Origin of the sequence: Bacteroides caccae (genome assembly GCF_002222615.2) — a bacterium.
Classification (GTDB): Bacteria; Bacteroidota; Bacteroidia; order Bacteroidales; family Bacteroidaceae; genus Bacteroides; species Bacteroides caccae.
The window spans coordinates 4,374,965-4,391,703 of sequence record NZ_CP022412.2 but is presented as its reverse complement, the minus strand read 5'-3'; the positions used below and the strand labels follow the sequence as shown (position 1 = coordinate 4,391,703).

At 43.6% G+C, this 16,739-nt stretch carries 14 protein-coding genes; 12 read left to right on the top strand and 2 right to left on the bottom strand.

Annotated features, from left to right (window positions below):
• Nucleotides 1–14: 14 nt before the first annotated feature.
• Together gmk and CGC64_RS17915 are read right to left on the bottom strand one after the other, a co-directional pair.
• On the bottom strand, nt 15–581 hold the full coding sequence (gene gmk / locus CGC64_RS17920) for a guanylate kinase (protein ID WP_005679622.1): 567 nt from the start codon (nt 579–581) through the stop codon (nt 15–17).
• A 20-nt stretch (nt 582–601) separates the two neighbouring features.
• Nucleotides 602–1,480: a YicC/YloC family endoribonuclease gene (locus CGC64_RS17915; RefSeq protein WP_005679620.1), complete on the bottom strand. Its 879-nt coding sequence runs from the start codon at nt 1,478–1,480 to the stop codon at nt 602–604.
• Between the two features lie 334 nt (nt 1,481–1,814).
• Here CGC64_RS17915 and CGC64_RS17910 point away from each other — a divergent pair, with 334 nt between their 5' ends.
• The 12 genes from CGC64_RS17910 (at nt 1,815) to rimM (ending at nt 16,720) form a co-directional block, all read left to right on the top strand.
• Nucleotides 1,815–2,669 (top strand): helix-turn-helix domain-containing protein, encoded by an 855-nt coding sequence (locus CGC64_RS17910; RefSeq protein ID WP_005679619.1) that lies wholly within the window; start codon nt 1,815–1,817, stop codon nt 2,667–2,669.
• A gap of 44 nt (nt 2,670–2,713) precedes the next feature.
• A complete protein-coding gene (locus CGC64_RS17905; RefSeq protein ID WP_005679618.1) occupies nt 2,714–3,376 on the top strand; it encodes a hypothetical protein in 663 nt (220 codons plus the stop codon).
• 228 nt (nt 3,377–3,604) lie between these two features.
• Nucleotides 3,605–4,201: a DUF3575 domain-containing protein gene (locus CGC64_RS17900; protein ID WP_005682777.1), complete on the top strand. Its 597-nt coding sequence runs from the start codon at nt 3,605–3,607 to the stop codon at nt 4,199–4,201.
• Between the two features lie 48 nt (nt 4,202–4,249).
• A complete protein-coding gene (locus CGC64_RS17895) occupies nt 4,250–5,734 on the top strand; it encodes a DUF3868 domain-containing protein (protein WP_005679616.1) in 1,485 nt (494 codons plus the stop codon).
• A 68-nt stretch (nt 5,735–5,802) separates the two neighbouring features.
• Complete coding sequence (locus CGC64_RS17890) at nt 5,803–7,227, top strand: hypothetical protein (protein ID WP_005679615.1); 1,425 nt, start codon at nt 5,803–5,805, stop codon at nt 7,225–7,227.
• A 193-nt stretch (nt 7,228–7,420) separates the two neighbouring features.
• A complete protein-coding gene (locus CGC64_RS17885) occupies nt 7,421–8,338 on the top strand; it encodes a FimB/Mfa2 family fimbrial subunit (RefSeq protein ID WP_005679614.1) in 918 nt (305 codons plus the stop codon).
• An 8-nt stretch (nt 8,339–8,346) separates the two neighbouring features.
• Nucleotides 8,347–9,753, top strand: coding sequence for a DUF5042 domain-containing protein (locus CGC64_RS17880; RefSeq protein WP_005679613.1), 1,407 nt, complete (start codon nt 8,347–8,349; stop codon nt 9,751–9,753).
• 37 nt (nt 9,754–9,790) lie between these two features.
• Complete coding sequence (locus CGC64_RS17875) at nt 9,791–13,051, top strand: fimbrial protein (protein ID WP_005679612.1); 3,261 nt, start codon at nt 9,791–9,793, stop codon at nt 13,049–13,051.
• 406 nt (nt 13,052–13,457) lie between these two features.
• Nucleotides 13,458–14,147, top strand: a complete 690-nt coding sequence (gene tsaB / locus CGC64_RS17870; RefSeq protein ID WP_005679609.1) for a tRNA (adenosine(37)-N6)-threonylcarbamoyltransferase complex dimerization subunit type 1 TsaB — start codon at nt 13,458–13,460, stop codon at nt 14,145–14,147.
• A gap of 57 nt (nt 14,148–14,204) precedes the next feature.
• A complete protein-coding gene (locus tag CGC64_RS17865; protein WP_032855592.1) occupies nt 14,205–14,840 on the top strand; it encodes a DUF4290 domain-containing protein in 636 nt (211 codons plus the stop codon).
• A gap of 39 nt (nt 14,841–14,879) precedes the next feature.
• Entirely contained in the window at nt 14,880–16,184 is a 1,305-nt protein-coding gene (murA, locus tag CGC64_RS17860) for a UDP-N-acetylglucosamine 1-carboxyvinyltransferase (protein WP_005679607.1), read from the top strand.
• Nucleotides 16,181–16,720 carry a ribosome maturation factor RimM gene (gene rimM / locus CGC64_RS17855; protein WP_005679606.1) on the top strand — a complete coding sequence of 180 codons (540 nt, stop codon included), beginning with the start codon at nt 16,181–16,183 and terminating at the stop codon, nt 16,718–16,720. The genes murA and rimM overlap by 4 nt, the downstream gene beginning before the upstream one ends.
• Nucleotides 16,721–16,739 lie beyond the last annotated feature (19 nt).

Here is a 16,739-nt window from a genome sequence, read left to right as displayed (position 1 = left end):
CAAAAGACAATTAACTAGGCCTCCAAAAACTTTTTAATTACTTTCAAAGCTTCCGCCTTAGCCGTCTCCAGATCGTCATTAACGATCACGCAATCGAACTGCGGAGCAAAGCTCAACTCATATTCCGCTTTGGCGATGCGGCTTTCGATTACTTCCGGCGCATCTGTGCCGCGACCTTCCAGTCGGCAGCGCAGTTCATCTACCGAAGGCGGTTGGATAAATACCGACAATGCACGGTCACCGTAAAACTTCTTGATGTTGCATCCGCCTACTACATCTACATCAAACACCACATTCTGACCTTCTTTTAACTGTTTTTCCACCTGTTCTTTCAGTGTGCCGTAGTAACGGTCTTTATACACCTCCTCGTACTCCAGAAACTCATTGTTCTCGATACGGCAACGAAACTCCTCCGGAGTGAGAAAGAAATACTCAACCCCGTGTTGCTCCGTTCCGCGCGGCGGGCGGCTTGTTGCGGAAATAGAAAACGCAAGATTCAAATGCTGTGTCAGTAGATAGTTGATGATAGTAGATTTGCCCGAGCCTGACGGGGCGGAGAAAATAATTAATTTACCTGTCATGTGATTCTTTCTATTTGAAATTACATTACATTCAGTACCTGTTCCTTGATCTGTTCCAGTTCATCCTTCATCTGGACAACAATCTTCTGCATTTCCGCATGATTGGACTTGCTACCTAATGTGTTGATTTCCCGGCCCATTTCCTGTGCGATAAATCCGAGCTTTTTCCCCTGTCCGTTACCGCTTTCCATAGTACTAATAAAATACTTCAGATGATTGCCAAGGCGTTGTTTTTCTTCGTTTACATCCAATTTTTCGATATAATAAATCAATTCCTGTTCCAGACGGTTCTTGTCATAATCTACGCTCAACGTCTTTTCGAGTGCGTCCGTGATGCGTTCTTTCACCTTTTCTACCCGTTCTTTCTCATAAGGAGCGATCTTTTCGAGCAACAGCGAGATATTCGCAATCTTTTCGCGGAACTTCTTTTCCAGTGCGGCACCTTCCTGTTTGCGGAAATCTACCAGATGATTAATCGCTTCAAGCACCGTGGCGTGCACTACTTTCCATTCCTCTTCCGATAATTCCTGGATTTCCGTTTTCGTCATCACGTCCGGCATACGGAGCAACGTTTGAAACCAATCCGTAGGGACAGGAATGCCGATGTTTTCCGAGATAGCCTGAATCTGTTTGTAATATCCTTCCACCAATGCCTGGTTGATAGGTGTTGCACTCTCGGCGCCCTCTTTTTTCTCGATCCACAGGCTGAAATCTACTTTTCCGCGCTCCAGAACCTTGGAAATCTCGTTACGGATTTCTATTTCTTTTTCACGATAAGCCGGGGCGATGCGAGTGGATAAATCCATTGCCTTGCTGTTGAGCGACTTGATTTCTACGTTTATTTTCTTTTCTGGAAGTTCGGCAGTAGCTTTGCCGTAACCTGTCATTGACTGTATCATATTTTTAAAGTTTTGCGCAAAACTACACGAATATTTTAAGAATTGGAAATAATCATGTAATTTTATATTTATATCTGATTATCAGAAACTTATATGCCGATTTTAATGCTGGCTCATATCTGTCCTAATAAACTAGTCGCAAATATAACTATTTTCAATGATACATCTAAAAATAGCTGCAATAAAAAACTTTGATTGCAGAAAAATCAGGGAAACAGGCGTGAAATTATAAGCATGTTTTAATTGTCTGATATCTGAAAATATATGTCTTTTTTGTTAAAAACAAACATCTTGATTACGATGTTTTCTAAACATAATTATTTTAAGATATAACATGAAACTACTTAATTTGTCTGAGCACCGCTCCTGCTTTAATTATCAGCTTAATTTTGCAAGTGGGTTTACTCGATATAAATTGGCTGCACAAGAATGTGGGCAAGTTGATAATGACAGCTGTTTTTGTATTTTATTCCTGTTGAAAGGAGAATTGTTAGTTGATATAGGGCAGGAACATCATATTTCTCTTCTCAGAAACAGGATGCTCCTTATTCCACAGCGGGAGGAGAACCGGATTAAAAGTGTTGTACCGGCAGAATGTCTTTTATTGTTTTGGAACAAACAGATAACGGCTTGTGACAAAATGTATTTTGATTCTATTTCCCGTGACAAGTTGGGAGAGAGGGATAACTGTATTCTTCTAATTCGCAAACCGCTGCTTCACGTGTTAAGGCAGTTGCTTATTTATCTGGATGCAGGATTATTATGTAGGCATATGCACATTCTCAAACAACAGGAAATAATACTTGTATTGAGGGGATTTTATACCAAGCCCGAGCTTGCTTCCTTCTTTTCAGGAACATCCGGAGTAGGAAGAAAATTTGAAGATTTTGTGCTGGAAAATTATCGGAAAGTGAAATCTGTGAAAGAATTTGCCAGTTTGTGTTGTGTGTCAGAACGCTCTTTCAACCGCAAGTTCCAAGATTGTTTTAACCAGAGCCCCTATCAATGGATGCAGGAACGGAAGGCTGAGATTGTTCGTGAGAAAGTCTGTGATCCGGATGTTGCTTTCCGGGAAATAGCCATGGAATTTGGATTTAGTTCTCCCGCCCATCTCACCTGCTATTGTAAAAGACTGTTTGGGCTAACTCCGACAGAATTGCGGAGCGAAAGCAAAAAAGATAAAATTTGACCGTATGATAAATACCTGTCTTTTTTAATACAATATTAAGCAATATGGAATCTTCTATTCAAAAAGTAAGCAAGAAGGAAAAGACTTTTATTTCTCTTCGTGCACATGGCTTGTCGGTATATTGTTTCCGTCTTTATAAGGATCTTGTCAAAATGATGTCCATGTATGTAAGGGATGAAAAGAGGCAGGATATTTTTTATTCCCTGATGACAGGGACTGATATATCCGATCTGTCCTACAGGTATAATCTTTCCATACGAGAATTAATTTTCATGTATGAGGAAGGCGTAAGGGAAGTAAGTCGTTGTTGGGAAAGTCTGGTTCAAGAACAGCAAAGGCTTCAATCAGTCCATCTCCGGTATAGAAACTATAAGGCTGTTTTACACAGGAACAATGTTGTTTGCGGACAATTTAAAGTCTTTGTTCCACTCAAAGAATATGATATACCTGCGGAATGTGTGGATAAACTTTCTACTCCTTTGGAATATTTGGAGATACAACCGAGAATCTTACGGAACCTTAGGAGGTATAATATCTATCTGTTGGAGGACCTGTTGCGGTTTATCAAGAAAAATGGTTTTGACGCATTGGGCAAATTACATGGTGTAGGCAAGCGGTCCTGTGAAGATTTATATCTAATCTTAAAAGATAAAGATATTTTGACGAGTAAAGATACTTGTTATCTGTTTCGTTATATTCTTATATAGAATAGATATTTTGCATTGCTTTACATTTGATTGACCGGCTTTTTGACTTCACATTGGGTTCTGTGAGTATGATACATTTACACAATAATGACATTTTTTCTAAAATAGTCATGTATTTGTTAATTTCTGTCTTTTTTGTATAATGCCAATGCGATAGCAGCGCAGTACTTTTGCAACATCAAAAAAACGAGAAACAGAGTATTAATAATAATGATAAAAATCTTTAGTATGAAGAGGACTATTTTTCTTTTCTTTTTATTTTTTTGCACCCATTCTTTTGCACAGAAGGTGGCAATAAAAAATAATTTGGCGTATGATGCCCTGAAGACTCCGAATCTTTCCCTTGAGTTTTCAATGGGACGGAAATGGACGCTTGACACCCAAGTGGGGATGAATTTCTTTTTCTACACGCAGGATGCTACCTCCTCCCGGTATAAAACAAAGAAGGCTAGTCATTGGTTGGTACAGCCTGAGCTACGTTACTGGACGTGTGATGTTTTCAATGGCTGGTTCTTCGGGTTGCACGCGCATGGAGGGCAGATGAACATCGGTGGCATTGATGTACCTTTTGTTCTTCAAAAGGGAGACGGGAAAATGAAGGAGCACCGTTATGAAGGATATTTTTGGGGTGGTGGTCTGAGTGCCGGCTATCAGTGGGTCGTTTCCAATCGTTTCAATATAGAGGCCTCCTTGGGCATCGGTTATGTACATACCCGTTATGATAAGTACAAGTGTACTACCTGCGGAAAAAAGGAGGGGAAGGGGGATGCTGATTATATCGGTCCCACCAGAGCGGCGATTTCCATTATTTATATGTTGAAATAGTCTTCTTACGTACCCGGATTTTTTATTTTTTATGCAAAAAAGTATATCATGAAACCGTTACAATATTATAAGAAACAAATTTTTATTATGGGCTGCCTGGGAATGTTTCCCATGTTGGTTTTTGCCCAGGAAACTTTATCGTCAGCTAATGGTCTGCACGGGGATTATTCCGGAAGCCGTGTAGAGAGAAGCGCGGACGGGGATAAATTGGATATAGAATTTTCGATAGGGCTTGTCGAAAAGTTGAAAAGCCAGCAAATGATGTATATTTCTCCCCGTTTTGTTTCAGTGGATGGAAAAAAAAGTGTGGAACTGGAACCTGTATGCATTTCCGGCCGAAGGAGGTATAAGGTTGTTAAACGTCGCAAGACCCTGCATAATGTGAAGAGTGACCAGCTTGGCTACGGTGAGGTGCATTCTGTCAAGGAGCTGAAAGAAACACCCTTGACATTCAAAAGCAGTTTCCCTTTTGAAAGTTGGATGGCAGATGGTCATCTTGTTGTGGATGAAAAGTTATATGGTTGTGCCGAATGTGGTATGAGTAAAAACGATGGTATTGCATTGCAAGCCGGTATTCCGCTCTTTGGAGCGAAAGATTATGCCTACGATTTTATCGAACCGGAAAAGGTGCTGGTCAAGTGCTACAAGGATTCTTTTGATTGTAAAGTGACTTTTCCCGTGGCACAACACGATCTTCGCAAGACCTTTGCGGATAACCGTCAGGAGCTTGCCGGACTCGGCCAATTTGTATCTGAAAACCTATTGATTAAAGGGGCGGAGCTAAAGGATGTGTATATAAAAGGTTACGCTTCTCCCGAAGGAGATTTTAATTATAACAAATCCCTTGCGCAAAGACGGACTCAAACCCTTTCAAATTATATTTCCAGTCAATATCCCGCCCTCAAGAAAGCACCGGTTTATCGTACCGAAGGGGTTGGGGAAGACTGGGAAGGTCTTAAGGCAGCAGTCAGTGGTTCCACTCTTTCCAATAAGGACAAAATCCTTTTTATCATTGAACATAACTCAAATGATACGGAACGTGAGTCGGCTATCCGTGAGTTAGATAATGATAAGACTTACCATATTCTTTTGGAAGAGTTTTACCCGGCTCTGCGGCGTACAACATTCAGTCTCAGCTTTGATGTAAGGCCTTATACGTCGGAGGAACTCCCCGGAGTTTTTGAGACCAAGCCCGAATGTCTTAGCTTGTACGAAATGTACCAGCTGGCCGGATTGTATGCTTCCCGGGGGGAGAATCCTCTGCCGGTATATAAGAAGGCATACGAGCAGTTTCCGGGGGACATTGTGGCGGTTTTGAATTATGCCAATGCCTTGTTGAAATATGGCAAGGATGCGGACGGTGCGTTGCAGGTATTGGAAGTGGTAAGAGAAGACAGTCGTGTCCTGTTCCCAATGGCAATTGCCTATGATATGAAAGGTGATTGGAGGAAGGCAGAGAAACTGTTGGAAGAGGCAGCGGCTCGGGGATGTAACCGTGCGAAAGCATTCAAGGCTGTAAGGGTAAATGAATAAATCGTGGGTTGCGGATGTAACTCAGTTATATATTGTATTAGTAATTTCAATTTAAAACAATTCAAATCATGAAAGTAATGAAGTATTTTGCAGTGGCTTCGCTGGCGTTGTTTGCTGCATGTAACAATGAAGAAAATCTGGTTGTACCGGAGGGTGCTAATCAGCCGGTTGATGTGATGATGTCAGTAGCATTGCCCGGTCCCGGTACACGTGCCGCCATGGGCGATTTGCAGAACACTGCCAACAATGGTGATCCGGCAACGGTTGAAAAACTGCATGTGTACTTGTTAAAGGGAGATGATATTGTCTTTGCGAAGGAGTTTACGAAGGGGTCTGATGATTTTACTAAGTTGACTTCATCTACCGCCGTGGGAGCTGGTGAAGCGACAGGAGGTTATAAATTCCTTAACGTGGACAAAGGCGCAACAAAAGCTCTTGTTATTGCAAACCCTCAAGGTGCATTGGTTGAGAACAAGCCCGTGTCTGATGTTAGCAAACAACTGTTGAAGGCTAAAATTAATGAAGTGATCTATGCAGGTTCCAAAGAACTTACCACTGTTGGTGCCGAATCTTATGGCGTTGATCCCCAGCAGGATAAGCGTACCGTCAAGAAAGCGGAACTCACCTTGGCTGCCAGTATGAACCGTTTCCAAGTGACTGGAACCAAATTTATCAAAGTTACTTGGAAAGACGGAAAAAAGGCCGAGGCGGAACAGTGGTGCAAGACATGGCTGGGTAAGGCTGAAAACAACGGAAAAACCAGTGCTGATGCATGGACGGCTTTCAAAGCTGCTGCCGATGGCTTCAATAACGAAGTGTGGGATGGTAAGTCTGACCTTAGCAAGAAAGCCGCTTTGAGCAAATGGTTGCAGGTTGTTGACGTGACCTCTGCAAACCAGGGTATCCTGATGAACCGTTTCAGCAGAACACTTTCTATTCCTGCACTTACAGTAGAAGAAGAAGCAAACTGGTTCTGGGCCAAGACTTATGCAGGTGACAGATATGATTTTACCAATGGAACATTCAAACCTGATGGCAAGACAGACTTGTCCGATGTATCTTCCTACTTTACAGCAACTGCTTTTGATTTCGGAGCAGGTAAAAAAGCTGCGGCATTTAACTTCTTCTCAAATGGAATTACCGGTTACGGAAAGACTAACAATGCTCCAAAACTCGCTTTCGTTTTCAAAACAGGTGATGCAGGCGTATCTGTAGACAGACGTTTTGTAGTTATATCCGGTTATGCGAAGACAGAAGGTGCAACAGACGGTACGACTGATGTTCCGGCCGGTAAGGGTGGTTACCTGATCAATCTGAATCTTAGCACATTGAACAACGGACAGGGTATCCTGGTGGATACAGATCCGACTATTCCGGAAGGAGTGACTCCAGAACCGGGTGGTCAGGAAGATTTGGAAGATGAAAATGTGAATGTTATTGTTCGTGTTCAAGTACAAGCTTGGACTGCTGTGAACGTCTTCCCTATCCTTTAACAGATAGGAGAATAATAGTCACTTGCCGGAGCGGTTCTCCCGTGTTGGCTCTGACAGGTCAATACCGGAATCCGCCTGACTTTTGGGGAGGGGAAAGGTTATCTCCTCCCTTTTTTATTATTCCCGGGAGAAGTATACGTTATCTCTTCCGGGGAAGTTATCTGCATTTGATTTATAATAATTAGTATAAAGTATGAACATAAGATACATACCCACTTGGCTGGGGCTGCTACTCACTTTATACCTCGTGACCGCCTGTGATCGGGTATATGACGATTTGAGCGGCTGTCTTGGCAACACGATTGTCTTTTCTTATCTGGCTGATGACAATCAGGAACATTTACAGGAATATGTGGATGGTATTGATGTCTTTATTTTTGATGCCAAAGGCGAAGTTCTTATAGAAAAGCATCATCTGGAGAGAGAACGGCTGCTTTCACCACTGGAGGTCACGCTTCCGGAAGGGGATTATAAAGTGGTGGCCGTAGGCAACGCTTTGACAGAAACGATTATCGGTAAAGAGGACAGCTACAAAGGTTCGTCGGTTTCCCGCCCCGAACTAATGGAAAAGGACGGACGAGCATCCGGTACGTTTGACAGGTTATACTTGGGAGAAACAGATATTACATCTAAAGTTATGAACGAGTCCCGTGACGTAGTTCGCCTTTATTCCCAGCATGTGAAAATCCATGCGGTAGTCCTTTCTGATGATGATAACAATTCGCAGACCTGGTTTGAGCAGAACAAGGAGGCAGGTTTTCGCCTGACAATGGAATCACTTTCCGCACGTTTCTATCTTTCCGGACAGCGGGCTGGTGAAACTTCTTTTGACCTTCCGTTTATCGCAGGCGAGGAGAATGATCGCTTCGTGCTTGACTTCAATACCCTGCGCTTTGATGACAAGGACCCGCTAATGATCCGTCTTATGCAGGGTGACAAGGTTCTTTGTACTGTAAATGTGGCACAATATATCGCACAATATCCCGAGCAGATACGGATAACGGGACGGCAAGAAGCGGTTCTTCCACTGTTTTTCCGCCAGAATCCCCTCTCACTGAGTATAAGTGTAAAACCATGGGAAGCTGTTGATGTGGTTCCTATAACTGATTGATTAATGTTATGTTGAAAAATATTAAATATATTCGTATGATGAAGGCTGTGAGGTACTCTATGATAACGATGTCACTGGTTCTTTGCTTTATTTCGGTATCCTGCCGAAATGAAGATACTGTTTCGGAACAGTTTTTCGATGAGGATGCTGTGACTGTCAGACTAAATCTTACAACCAGAGGTGTTGAAACCGGTGACAGCGATCTGCTGGATGAACTTTCCTCTGATCCTTTTCAGTGGTTTAAGACCGGTACTCTGTTTCCTCAGGCTCCCGCCCAGCCAAGGATAGCACTTATGATCTTTAACAGAGATTTGAATCGGTATGTGTATAATCAACTGCTTCCCTTCAATTCAACCGGGGTGGACGGACAATATCAGATCAATATACGTATTCCTAAGGGGGAAACCGAGTTTTATGCATTGTATGCTCCTAACCAGACAGGAAAGGATCTACCTTATTATACTCCTGAAGGCAATCTTCAGAATAAGATTCCATGGGACTTCCTGGGAGCTGGTACGGAGGAAATCTCCAAAGAGGAATTTGCAGGTGCTGCTTTTCCTGCTATTATTAAGGAACAGCAGGATGGAAGTTTGGGATTACCTGTGAATAATCCTTATGACGGTGTAACTCCTTCTCCAGCAGATGAAAAGATTATTGACTGGAAAGGAACTTCTGTTGTCGCTTGGACAGATTTGCCCGGCGTGTCTAACAGACTACATTTGAGTTTGCTTTCGGGGAAAACGGTGGCATCTGTTCTGCCTGCATCAGGAAAGCTGGCGCAAGAGATAACAGTTCCCCTATTCCGTGATTTTGCCCGTATCAGAGTATATCTGGCAAGCGCACCCCGTTACGGTCAGGTTACGTATAATTACCAAAGGATTTCCTTTTTGAACTTTCCTGTATTGATGTCTCCCTCTTTCAGGGAAAATGATTCCGAGAAAACTCAGTTGGCTGCCTCCACCCCAGGAACAGGAAAGGCTATGGAACATACAGGTACATATTCTTATGGGGTAAAAAATGAAGGAGCACAATTGACTGTATACGAGGCTCCCCTTACTGCCGAGGGAGAGATTGATTATGTGGCAATGGAAGCTCGATTATACGAACAGTTTGTTGTGCCCCAGTATCTGGCCCCTTATATTCCGGAAAGTAATTCCTGGCAGAAAAAGCAAAATCACCCGAAAATACAGTTGACATTGGATTATTTTACAGGAGGAGATGAATCACAAACAAAAACGAGGACTTTCCTGCTTGATGTTGGTGAGGAGACTTCTCCCGGAGTATATTCCGGTCCTATTTATCCGAATCGGGATTATAAAGTATTCATAGTCCTGCCGGAATCTTCAGATAAAGAGATTATTTACCGGGTTGAGCCTTGGAATAGTAAAGAGGTAGACCTTCCTCCATTCCAATGATGTATACGAGAATTTATTACGATAATTTTTATTATTTATGAAACGATACAAGCTGAAAATAACTTATTTTATTCTGCTGTTACTACCCCTCTTTGCATCCTGTACGGATGAAGAAATCTTTCAAGGGAGCGGTGTCACGGAGGGAGTTCCCACGACGGTGGATATAAGTGTCGGTACGGCAGCTAATACGGCCAAGACACGTTCCGCCTTACTGGAAAGTGAAGAGAGAAAAATCTATAACCTTTATCTGTGGGTTTTCAATTCTTCCGGTAACGTGGAATGCTCACGTGAGTATTCAAGAGCCGACCTTATTCAGGCTGCAACTGATCTTACAACATCCACAGGTGAAGTGGATGCAGATGCGCCCACCAGCATGGGATTGTTGAAAAATATCAGTCTTACCACAGGGAAAAAGACACTGTTTCTTCTGGCGAACTATAAATCGGATGCTGACGGGTTGTTTCATGTGGAGCCTGAAGTATTAAACGGGATTTCAAAATATTCAGACCTGGAAAAAGTAAGAGCGGCCATGACTGTTCATACCCTGTTTCGTCCGAATGGTAACTTATTGATGTCGCTAACCCAAACAGTAACGGTTTCTACCGCTACAAAACAAATCGAAGTCTCCTTGAAACGCTCGGAAGCCAAAATCACATTGAACCTGCAAACAATTGCCGGACTCACTTTTGAGCCTGGAACATATCGTCTTGGTAATGTGCCGGGATCGACCTTCATTGCGGAACATGCAAAAGGAACCGATCAGACTGCTTCATGGGATGCTGACGGGGTGGACAAAAAATCATACTGGGTTTCGGAATATTTCCAGTTCGAGGGTGATGCCGACAATATTACCACTTCATTCTACATGCCCGAAAACCGAAAGATCGCGAAGAAGGCTATTTCTCCGGCTTCCCCCGGTTATAATGCGGAAAGGAAGGGATATGATCTGAGACAGAAGCAACTGAAGTCTCCCGTTGCAGGTGCAACTGACAAACCTAATCTGCAAAACGGTGAGACGGAATATGCCCCGGATCTGGCTCCCTATATTGAATTTACAGGTGAGTTACGTCAGAATCTTGCAACCGGTGATACTCCTACCGAGCGTTTCGGAAGGGTGACCTACCGCATTTATCTGGGATATACGGCGGAAAACGATCCGGCCAATGATTATGATATAGAACGTAACGTACATTATACCTATAATGTGACCATTAAAGGCATGAATGATCTGGTTGTAGAAGCAAAATCGGACAAGGCGAAAGAGGAGGAACCCGCTCCCGGAGTAGAGGGGCTGGTGTATGACGCACACCGGTCATTCAATTTTGACTGTCATTATGAACAGGGACTGATGCGTTTTAAGAAAGATGAACTTGCTATCTTCAATCCGGACGGTACTCTGAAAGATGATGCCATGATTTCTTTTGCCATACGCACACCGTTCTGTGATAAGATTATCTCTTATACGAAAGCGGAATTGGAACAGTTGAAGAATAACAATTATATTCCTTCTAAAGAAAAAAAGGCTGATACGAACTGGCTCAAATTCTATATCCATCCAAGCACTCTGCCCGACAATGGAAACGAGGATATGCAATATTTCTCCGATACGGGTGCTAATCTGCTTTCGCTGGAGCAGTTTCTTTACAGGCTGATGAATGAACCTGATTATGTATTCAATGCGGCTTCGGGACTTTGTAAAGTAACTGTTTATGCCAATGAATATTTCTACGAACAAAATCCTATGCAGGAGAACGCTCCCAAGGATAAAAATTTGTGGAAAACCTTTGCCAACTCCCCGGATCGTACGTTTGATTTGCTGGTGAACACGTCGCATGAAATTTCTCCTGACGGACAGTCACGTTATCATCAAGCTATTGTAACCATTCGGCAAATGTCCATAAAAACGGTGTTTGTCAACAGTCCTGACGGTATGCGCGTTTGGGGAGTGGAGAATGTGAATGAAACCCCTGATTTGGATTGGTCTGTAAGAGGTCCCAGTGAAGCGGATGCTTTTTATAATAAATACTATTCCAATGGTTGGGCAAACACATGGTCTTTGATGAGCAGACGTACGGGAGGATTAGATGAAACCGATAATATAATGCCTGATCCGATGTTGAGAGGAAAAGAGAAAACTTTATGGCAAGTTATGACAAAAGTCAATAATGCGAAGTTGACACTAAGTAAAGATCACACCAACCTGGCTATGAAGTATTATCATGCTACATACGCCTGCTTCACCCCGTTCCTGAGAAACAGGGACAACAACCGTGACGGACAGATGCAGGCAAATGAAATGCAATGGTATATTCCTTCTATTTGTGAAGCAAACATGTTGTATGTAGCAGAGCGGGTATTGCCGTTAAAGAGCAGGCTTGTTGGGCACGCTCCGTCGGATAATGCTACAGCATTATTTACCTCAAGAGCTTTCATGGGAAGTACCAACTTGACATTGAACAGCCCTAATGCCATTATCTTTGTAGAAGAATCGCATAGTATGACCCCTTTATATAATTTTGATTACCAGAAAACGGCAAGTCCCGGAGAAAGAACTCCTTTTTCGGATGTGAGACTGATCAGGGATTTGGGAATCTTGGAAACCTCGGAGGATCATAGTTATCATCTTGATGAAATAGGTAAGGAACTCAGCAAGACACTGATCAACAAATGGACAGAGCATGAGTATCTGATTTTCAGGGCTGACAATTTACCTGCTAATACTACCAGGGCCTCAAGAGCTATTTATGAACTTCCGGCACATAATGAGACTTCACAGATTAATACGATTTATCACAAAGGGTTCGAAGTTGCCCAATATATTGCGAATACGATAGACAAGCCGAAGGATTTGAAGAATCCTAACAGGAGCAGTGAATACTACTACGAAACCTGGACTACCTTGATGAGCGATATAGAGAAAGGAAACTCTCCGTGTGCTTATTATTATCAGAAACCGGATAAGAGTGATTTGGGGACATGGCGCTTGCCTAATGAGGCTGAACTGATGATAATGGCCGGCAGTTTGTTTGACTGGGATGACCGGGAGAAACCTAAAGTCTATGACTTTGGTGGTAATTTATCTTCTTTGAATATGAAAGATGGACAGGTAATCCATTCTCGGACAGGATTTTCTAAACGGGATATGAACGGAGGAAGATCATTTAGTGCCGGCTATCAGATGTATTTTGATGGTTATCTTAGATTCGTCACGACTGTGGACACGCAGTGGGGAGGCGATAAAGACAGGCTTGTCAATGACAAAAAAGGATACGTGCGTTGCGTAAGGGATCTTGAATAAAGATTCTTTTACCTGTTGGACTTATGCCGAAGAAAAGATAGATATTTCTTTTTCTTCGGCATTTTTTTTATCTCAATGTTCGGGACATACTTTTACTCCTGTCGGCAATTTAACCTGCTTTTGGTTTATGTGTACTATCAAATAACTATTAGTCAGCCTCTCACTTTTTAACTGATTAATATTGAAATTAGTTTTACAATTTTATTGATAAAGACTTCTCTTGTCATCACCTCATTCTTTGAATCGGTTCTTTCATTTGGTGCTTCAAATCCGTCCTTTTGGACTGAATATGATACTTTGTATAGATTAGAAGTGCTCTTATACCCCTTCTGAGAATATCTACGCAAATATTAGGTAGTTTCCGACAAATCATGTAAATTTGCGACAATTTAATAAGCTGATTTTTATGTCGTGTATACTGAATATTGAAACCTCTACCTCTGTTTGCTCGGTAGCGGCCAGTCAAGACGGACAGACGATTTTTGTGAAAGAAGACTTGAAAGGCCCTTCACACGCCGTGTCGTTAGGAGTTTTTGTAGATGAAGCGTTGTCGTTCATTGATAGTCATGCCATACCGTTGGACGCCGTTGCGGTAAGCTGCGGACCGGGTTCGTACACCGGACTTCGGATAGGAGTGTCAATGGCAAAAGGTGTTTGTTACGGGCGGAATATCCCGTTGATCGCTATCCCTACACCGGAGGTTTTAAGTGTTCCTGTGTTGTTGCACCATGATTTGCCGGAAGACGCATTGCTCTGCCCGATGATTGACGCACGCCGCATGGAAGTATATGCAGCCGTTTATGACCGTGCCCTGAACGTGAAGCGGGCTATTGCCGCAGATATTGTGGACGAAAATTCCTATCTGGAATATCTGAATGAGCACCCGGTTTACTTTTTCGGAAACGGAGCCGCCAAATGCCGTGAGAAAATCACGCATCCCAACGCACATTTCATCGACGGCATTCACCCGTTGGCGAAGATGATGTTCCCGTTGGCAGAGAAAGCGGTGGCGACAGAAGATTATAAAGACGTGGCTTATTTCGAACCTTTCTACCTGAAAGAATTCGTAGCTTCCATGCCGAAGAAACTATTATAAGCCGTGTCCGTTATGAATAAATATACATTATCCATTAAAGATTTATCCAGTAAAGAGATGCAATACAATACCCAACAGAAAAGAATGCCGCTTCCCGAATATGGGCGGAGTATTCAGAACATGGTAGATTATGCGTTGACCATTCAAGATCGTGCAGAGCGTCAGCGTTGTGCCAACACCATTATCAATATAATGGGGAATATGTTTCCCCACCTGCGTGATGTACCCGATTTCAAGCATAAGTTGTGGGATCACCTCGCTATTATGTCCGGTTTTGAACTCGATATTGACTATCCTTACGAGATCATCCGCAAGGACAACCTCGTCACCCGTCCGGATCATATCCCTTACAACACTACCCGTATGCGTTACCGTCACTACGGACATACACTGGAAGTGCTGATTAAGAAAGCGATCGAGTTTCCCGAAGGAAACGAAAAACGCAACTTGATTGCTTTGATCTGCAACCACATGAAGAAAGACTACATGGCGTGGAACAAGGACACGGTGGACGATAAGAAAATTGCCGAAGACCTGTACGAACTTTCCGACGGAAAGCTCCAGATGACCGATGATATTGTCCGTCTAATGGCAGAACGTCTCAACCAGAATTACCGTCCGAAGACGAACTATACCAACAATCGTCAGAATAACCAGCGGAGAAACTACCGTCAGAATAACCAGGACAGATAATTCTCTTTTTTGGAATCGTAAACAATTAAAATTCAATCAATGGCTTCATTTGTAATCGAAGGAGGACATCGGCTAAGCGGGGAAATTCATCCGCAAGGCGCCAAAAACGAAGTTTTGCAGATAATCTGCGCCACGTTGCTGACTGCCGAAGAAGTGACGGTGGACAACATACCTGACATCTTGGATGTCAACAACCTGATCCAGCTGATGCGGGAAATGGGTGTGACGGTTTCAAAGAAAGGCATTGACTCATATAGCTTTAAAGCAGAAAACGTCGATCTGGCTTACCTGGAAAGCGACGAATTTCTGAAGAAATGTTCCAGCCTCCGTGGCTCAGTGATGTTGATCGGCCCCATGGTTGCCCGTTTCGGAAAAGCGTTAATATCGAAACCGGGCGGAGATAAAATCGGCCGACGCCGTCTGGATACTCACTTTTTGGGCATTCAGAACTTGGGTGCGGACTTCCGTTATGACGAAGGACGCGGCATTTACGAAATCACCGCCGACAGGTTGCAAGGCAATTATATGCTGCTGGACGAAGCCTCCGTCACCGGAACGGCGAACATTGTAATGGCAGCCGTACTAGCCAAAGGAACTACCACTATTTACAACGCTGCCTGCGAGCCTTACCTGCAACAACTGTGCCGGATGCTGAACCGCATGGGTGCCCGGATCAGCGGTATAGCTTCCAACCTTCTGACGATTGAAGGCGTGGAAGAACTGCACGGTACACAGCACACCGTATTGCCCGATATGATTGAAGTCGGTAGCTTTATTGGTATGGCAGCGATGACCAAAAGCGAAATAACCATTAAAAACGTCTCCTACGAAAATCTGGGCATTATTCCCGAGAGTTTCCGTCGTCTGGGCATTAAGCTCGAGCAGAGGGGAGACGATATTTACGTTCCCGCACAGGAGGTCTACGAGATAGAATCTTTCATTGACGGCTCTATCATGACGATAGCCGACGCACCGTGGCCGGGACTGACTCCCGACTTGCTCAGCGTAATGCTTGTCGTTGCCACGCAAGCCAAAGGGAGCGTGCTTATTCATCAGAAGATGTTCGAAAGCCGTCTGTTCTTTGTGGACAAACTGATCGACATGGGTGCGCAGATCATTCTTTGCGACCCGCATCGTGCCGTAGTTATCGGACATAACCATGGGTTCAAGTTGCGCGGTGCGCGCCTCACCTCTCCGGATATCCGTGCCGGTATCGCCCTGCTGATAGCCGCCATGAGTGCGGAAGGAACTAGTACGATCAGTAATATCGAGCAGATAGACCGTGGTTATCAAAACATAGAAGGACGCCTGAACGCTATCGGAGCCAGAATTACTCGAATATGATAAAGAAAGAAGAAGTATATAAAATAGGACTATTCAACAAGCCGCACGGCATACACGGCGAGTTGCAGTTTACCTTCACGGACGATATTTTCGACCGGGTGGACTGTGATTATCTGGTATGCCTGCTCGACGGGATTTTCGTTCCTTTCTTTATGGAGGAATACCGTTTCCGTTCGGATTCCACCGCTTTGGTGAAGCTCGAAGGGGTGGACACGGCCGAACGTGCCCGTATGTTTACCAACGTCGAGGTTTACTTTCCGGTGAAGCATGCGGAAGAAGCCGGTGAAGGAGAATTGTCGTGGGAATTTTTTGTCGGTTTCCGTATGGAAGACGTGCACCACGGGATGTTGGGAGAAGTGGTAGATGTGGATACCGCCACGGTTAACACGCTTTTTATCGTTGAAAGAGAAGGGGAAGAATTGCTTGTTCCCGCGCAGGAAGAATTTATCCGGGGGATAGACCAGCAACAGAAACTCATCACAGTGGAACTTCCCGAAGGTTTGTTGAATTTGGACGAACTGGAGGAGGAAGAATAAGTAATCAGAATAAAGTTAA

Excerpts from the sequence above, each read along its gene's own strand:
- CGC64_RS17910 (WP_005679619.1), top strand. The coding sequence starts at position 1,815 with ATGAAACTACTTAATTTGTCTGAGCACCGCTCCTGCTTTAATTATCAG.
- rimM (WP_005679606.1), top strand. The coding sequence starts at position 16,181 with ATGATAAAGAAAGAAGAAGTATATAAAATAGGACTATTCAACAAGCCG.
- tsaB (WP_005679609.1), top strand. The coding sequence starts at position 13,458 with ATGTCGTGTATACTGAATATTGAAACCTCTACCTCTGTTTGCTCGGTA.
- CGC64_RS17875 (WP_005679612.1), top strand. The coding sequence starts at position 9,791 with ATGAAACGATACAAGCTGAAAATAACTTATTTTATTCTGCTGTTACTA.
- CGC64_RS17880 (WP_005679613.1), top strand. The coding sequence starts at position 8,347 with ATGTTGAAAAATATTAAATATATTCGTATGATGAAGGCTGTGAGGTAC.
- CGC64_RS17905 (WP_005679618.1), top strand. The coding sequence starts at position 2,714 with ATGGAATCTTCTATTCAAAAAGTAAGCAAGAAGGAAAAGACTTTTATT.
- CGC64_RS17890 (WP_005679615.1), top strand. The coding sequence starts at position 5,803 with ATGAAAGTAATGAAGTATTTTGCAGTGGCTTCGCTGGCGTTGTTTGCT.
- murA (WP_005679607.1), top strand. The coding sequence starts at position 14,880 with ATGGCTTCATTTGTAATCGAAGGAGGACATCGGCTAAGCGGGGAAATT.
- CGC64_RS17865 (WP_032855592.1), top strand. The coding sequence starts at position 14,205 with ATGCAATACAATACCCAACAGAAAAGAATGCCGCTTCCCGAATATGGG.
- CGC64_RS17900 (WP_005682777.1), top strand. The coding sequence starts at position 3,605 with ATGAAGAGGACTATTTTTCTTTTCTTTTTATTTTTTTGCACCCATTCT.
- gmk (WP_005679622.1), bottom strand. The coding sequence starts at position 581 with ATGACAGGTAAATTAATTATTTTCTCCGCCCCGTCAGGCTCGGGCAAA.
- CGC64_RS17915 (WP_005679620.1), bottom strand. The coding sequence starts at position 1,480 with ATGATACAGTCAATGACAGGTTACGGCAAAGCTACTGCCGAACTTCCA.
- CGC64_RS17885 (WP_005679614.1), top strand. The coding sequence starts at position 7,421 with ATGAACATAAGATACATACCCACTTGGCTGGGGCTGCTACTCACTTTA.
- CGC64_RS17895 (WP_005679616.1), top strand. The coding sequence starts at position 4,250 with ATGAAACCGTTACAATATTATAAGAAACAAATTTTTATTATGGGCTGC.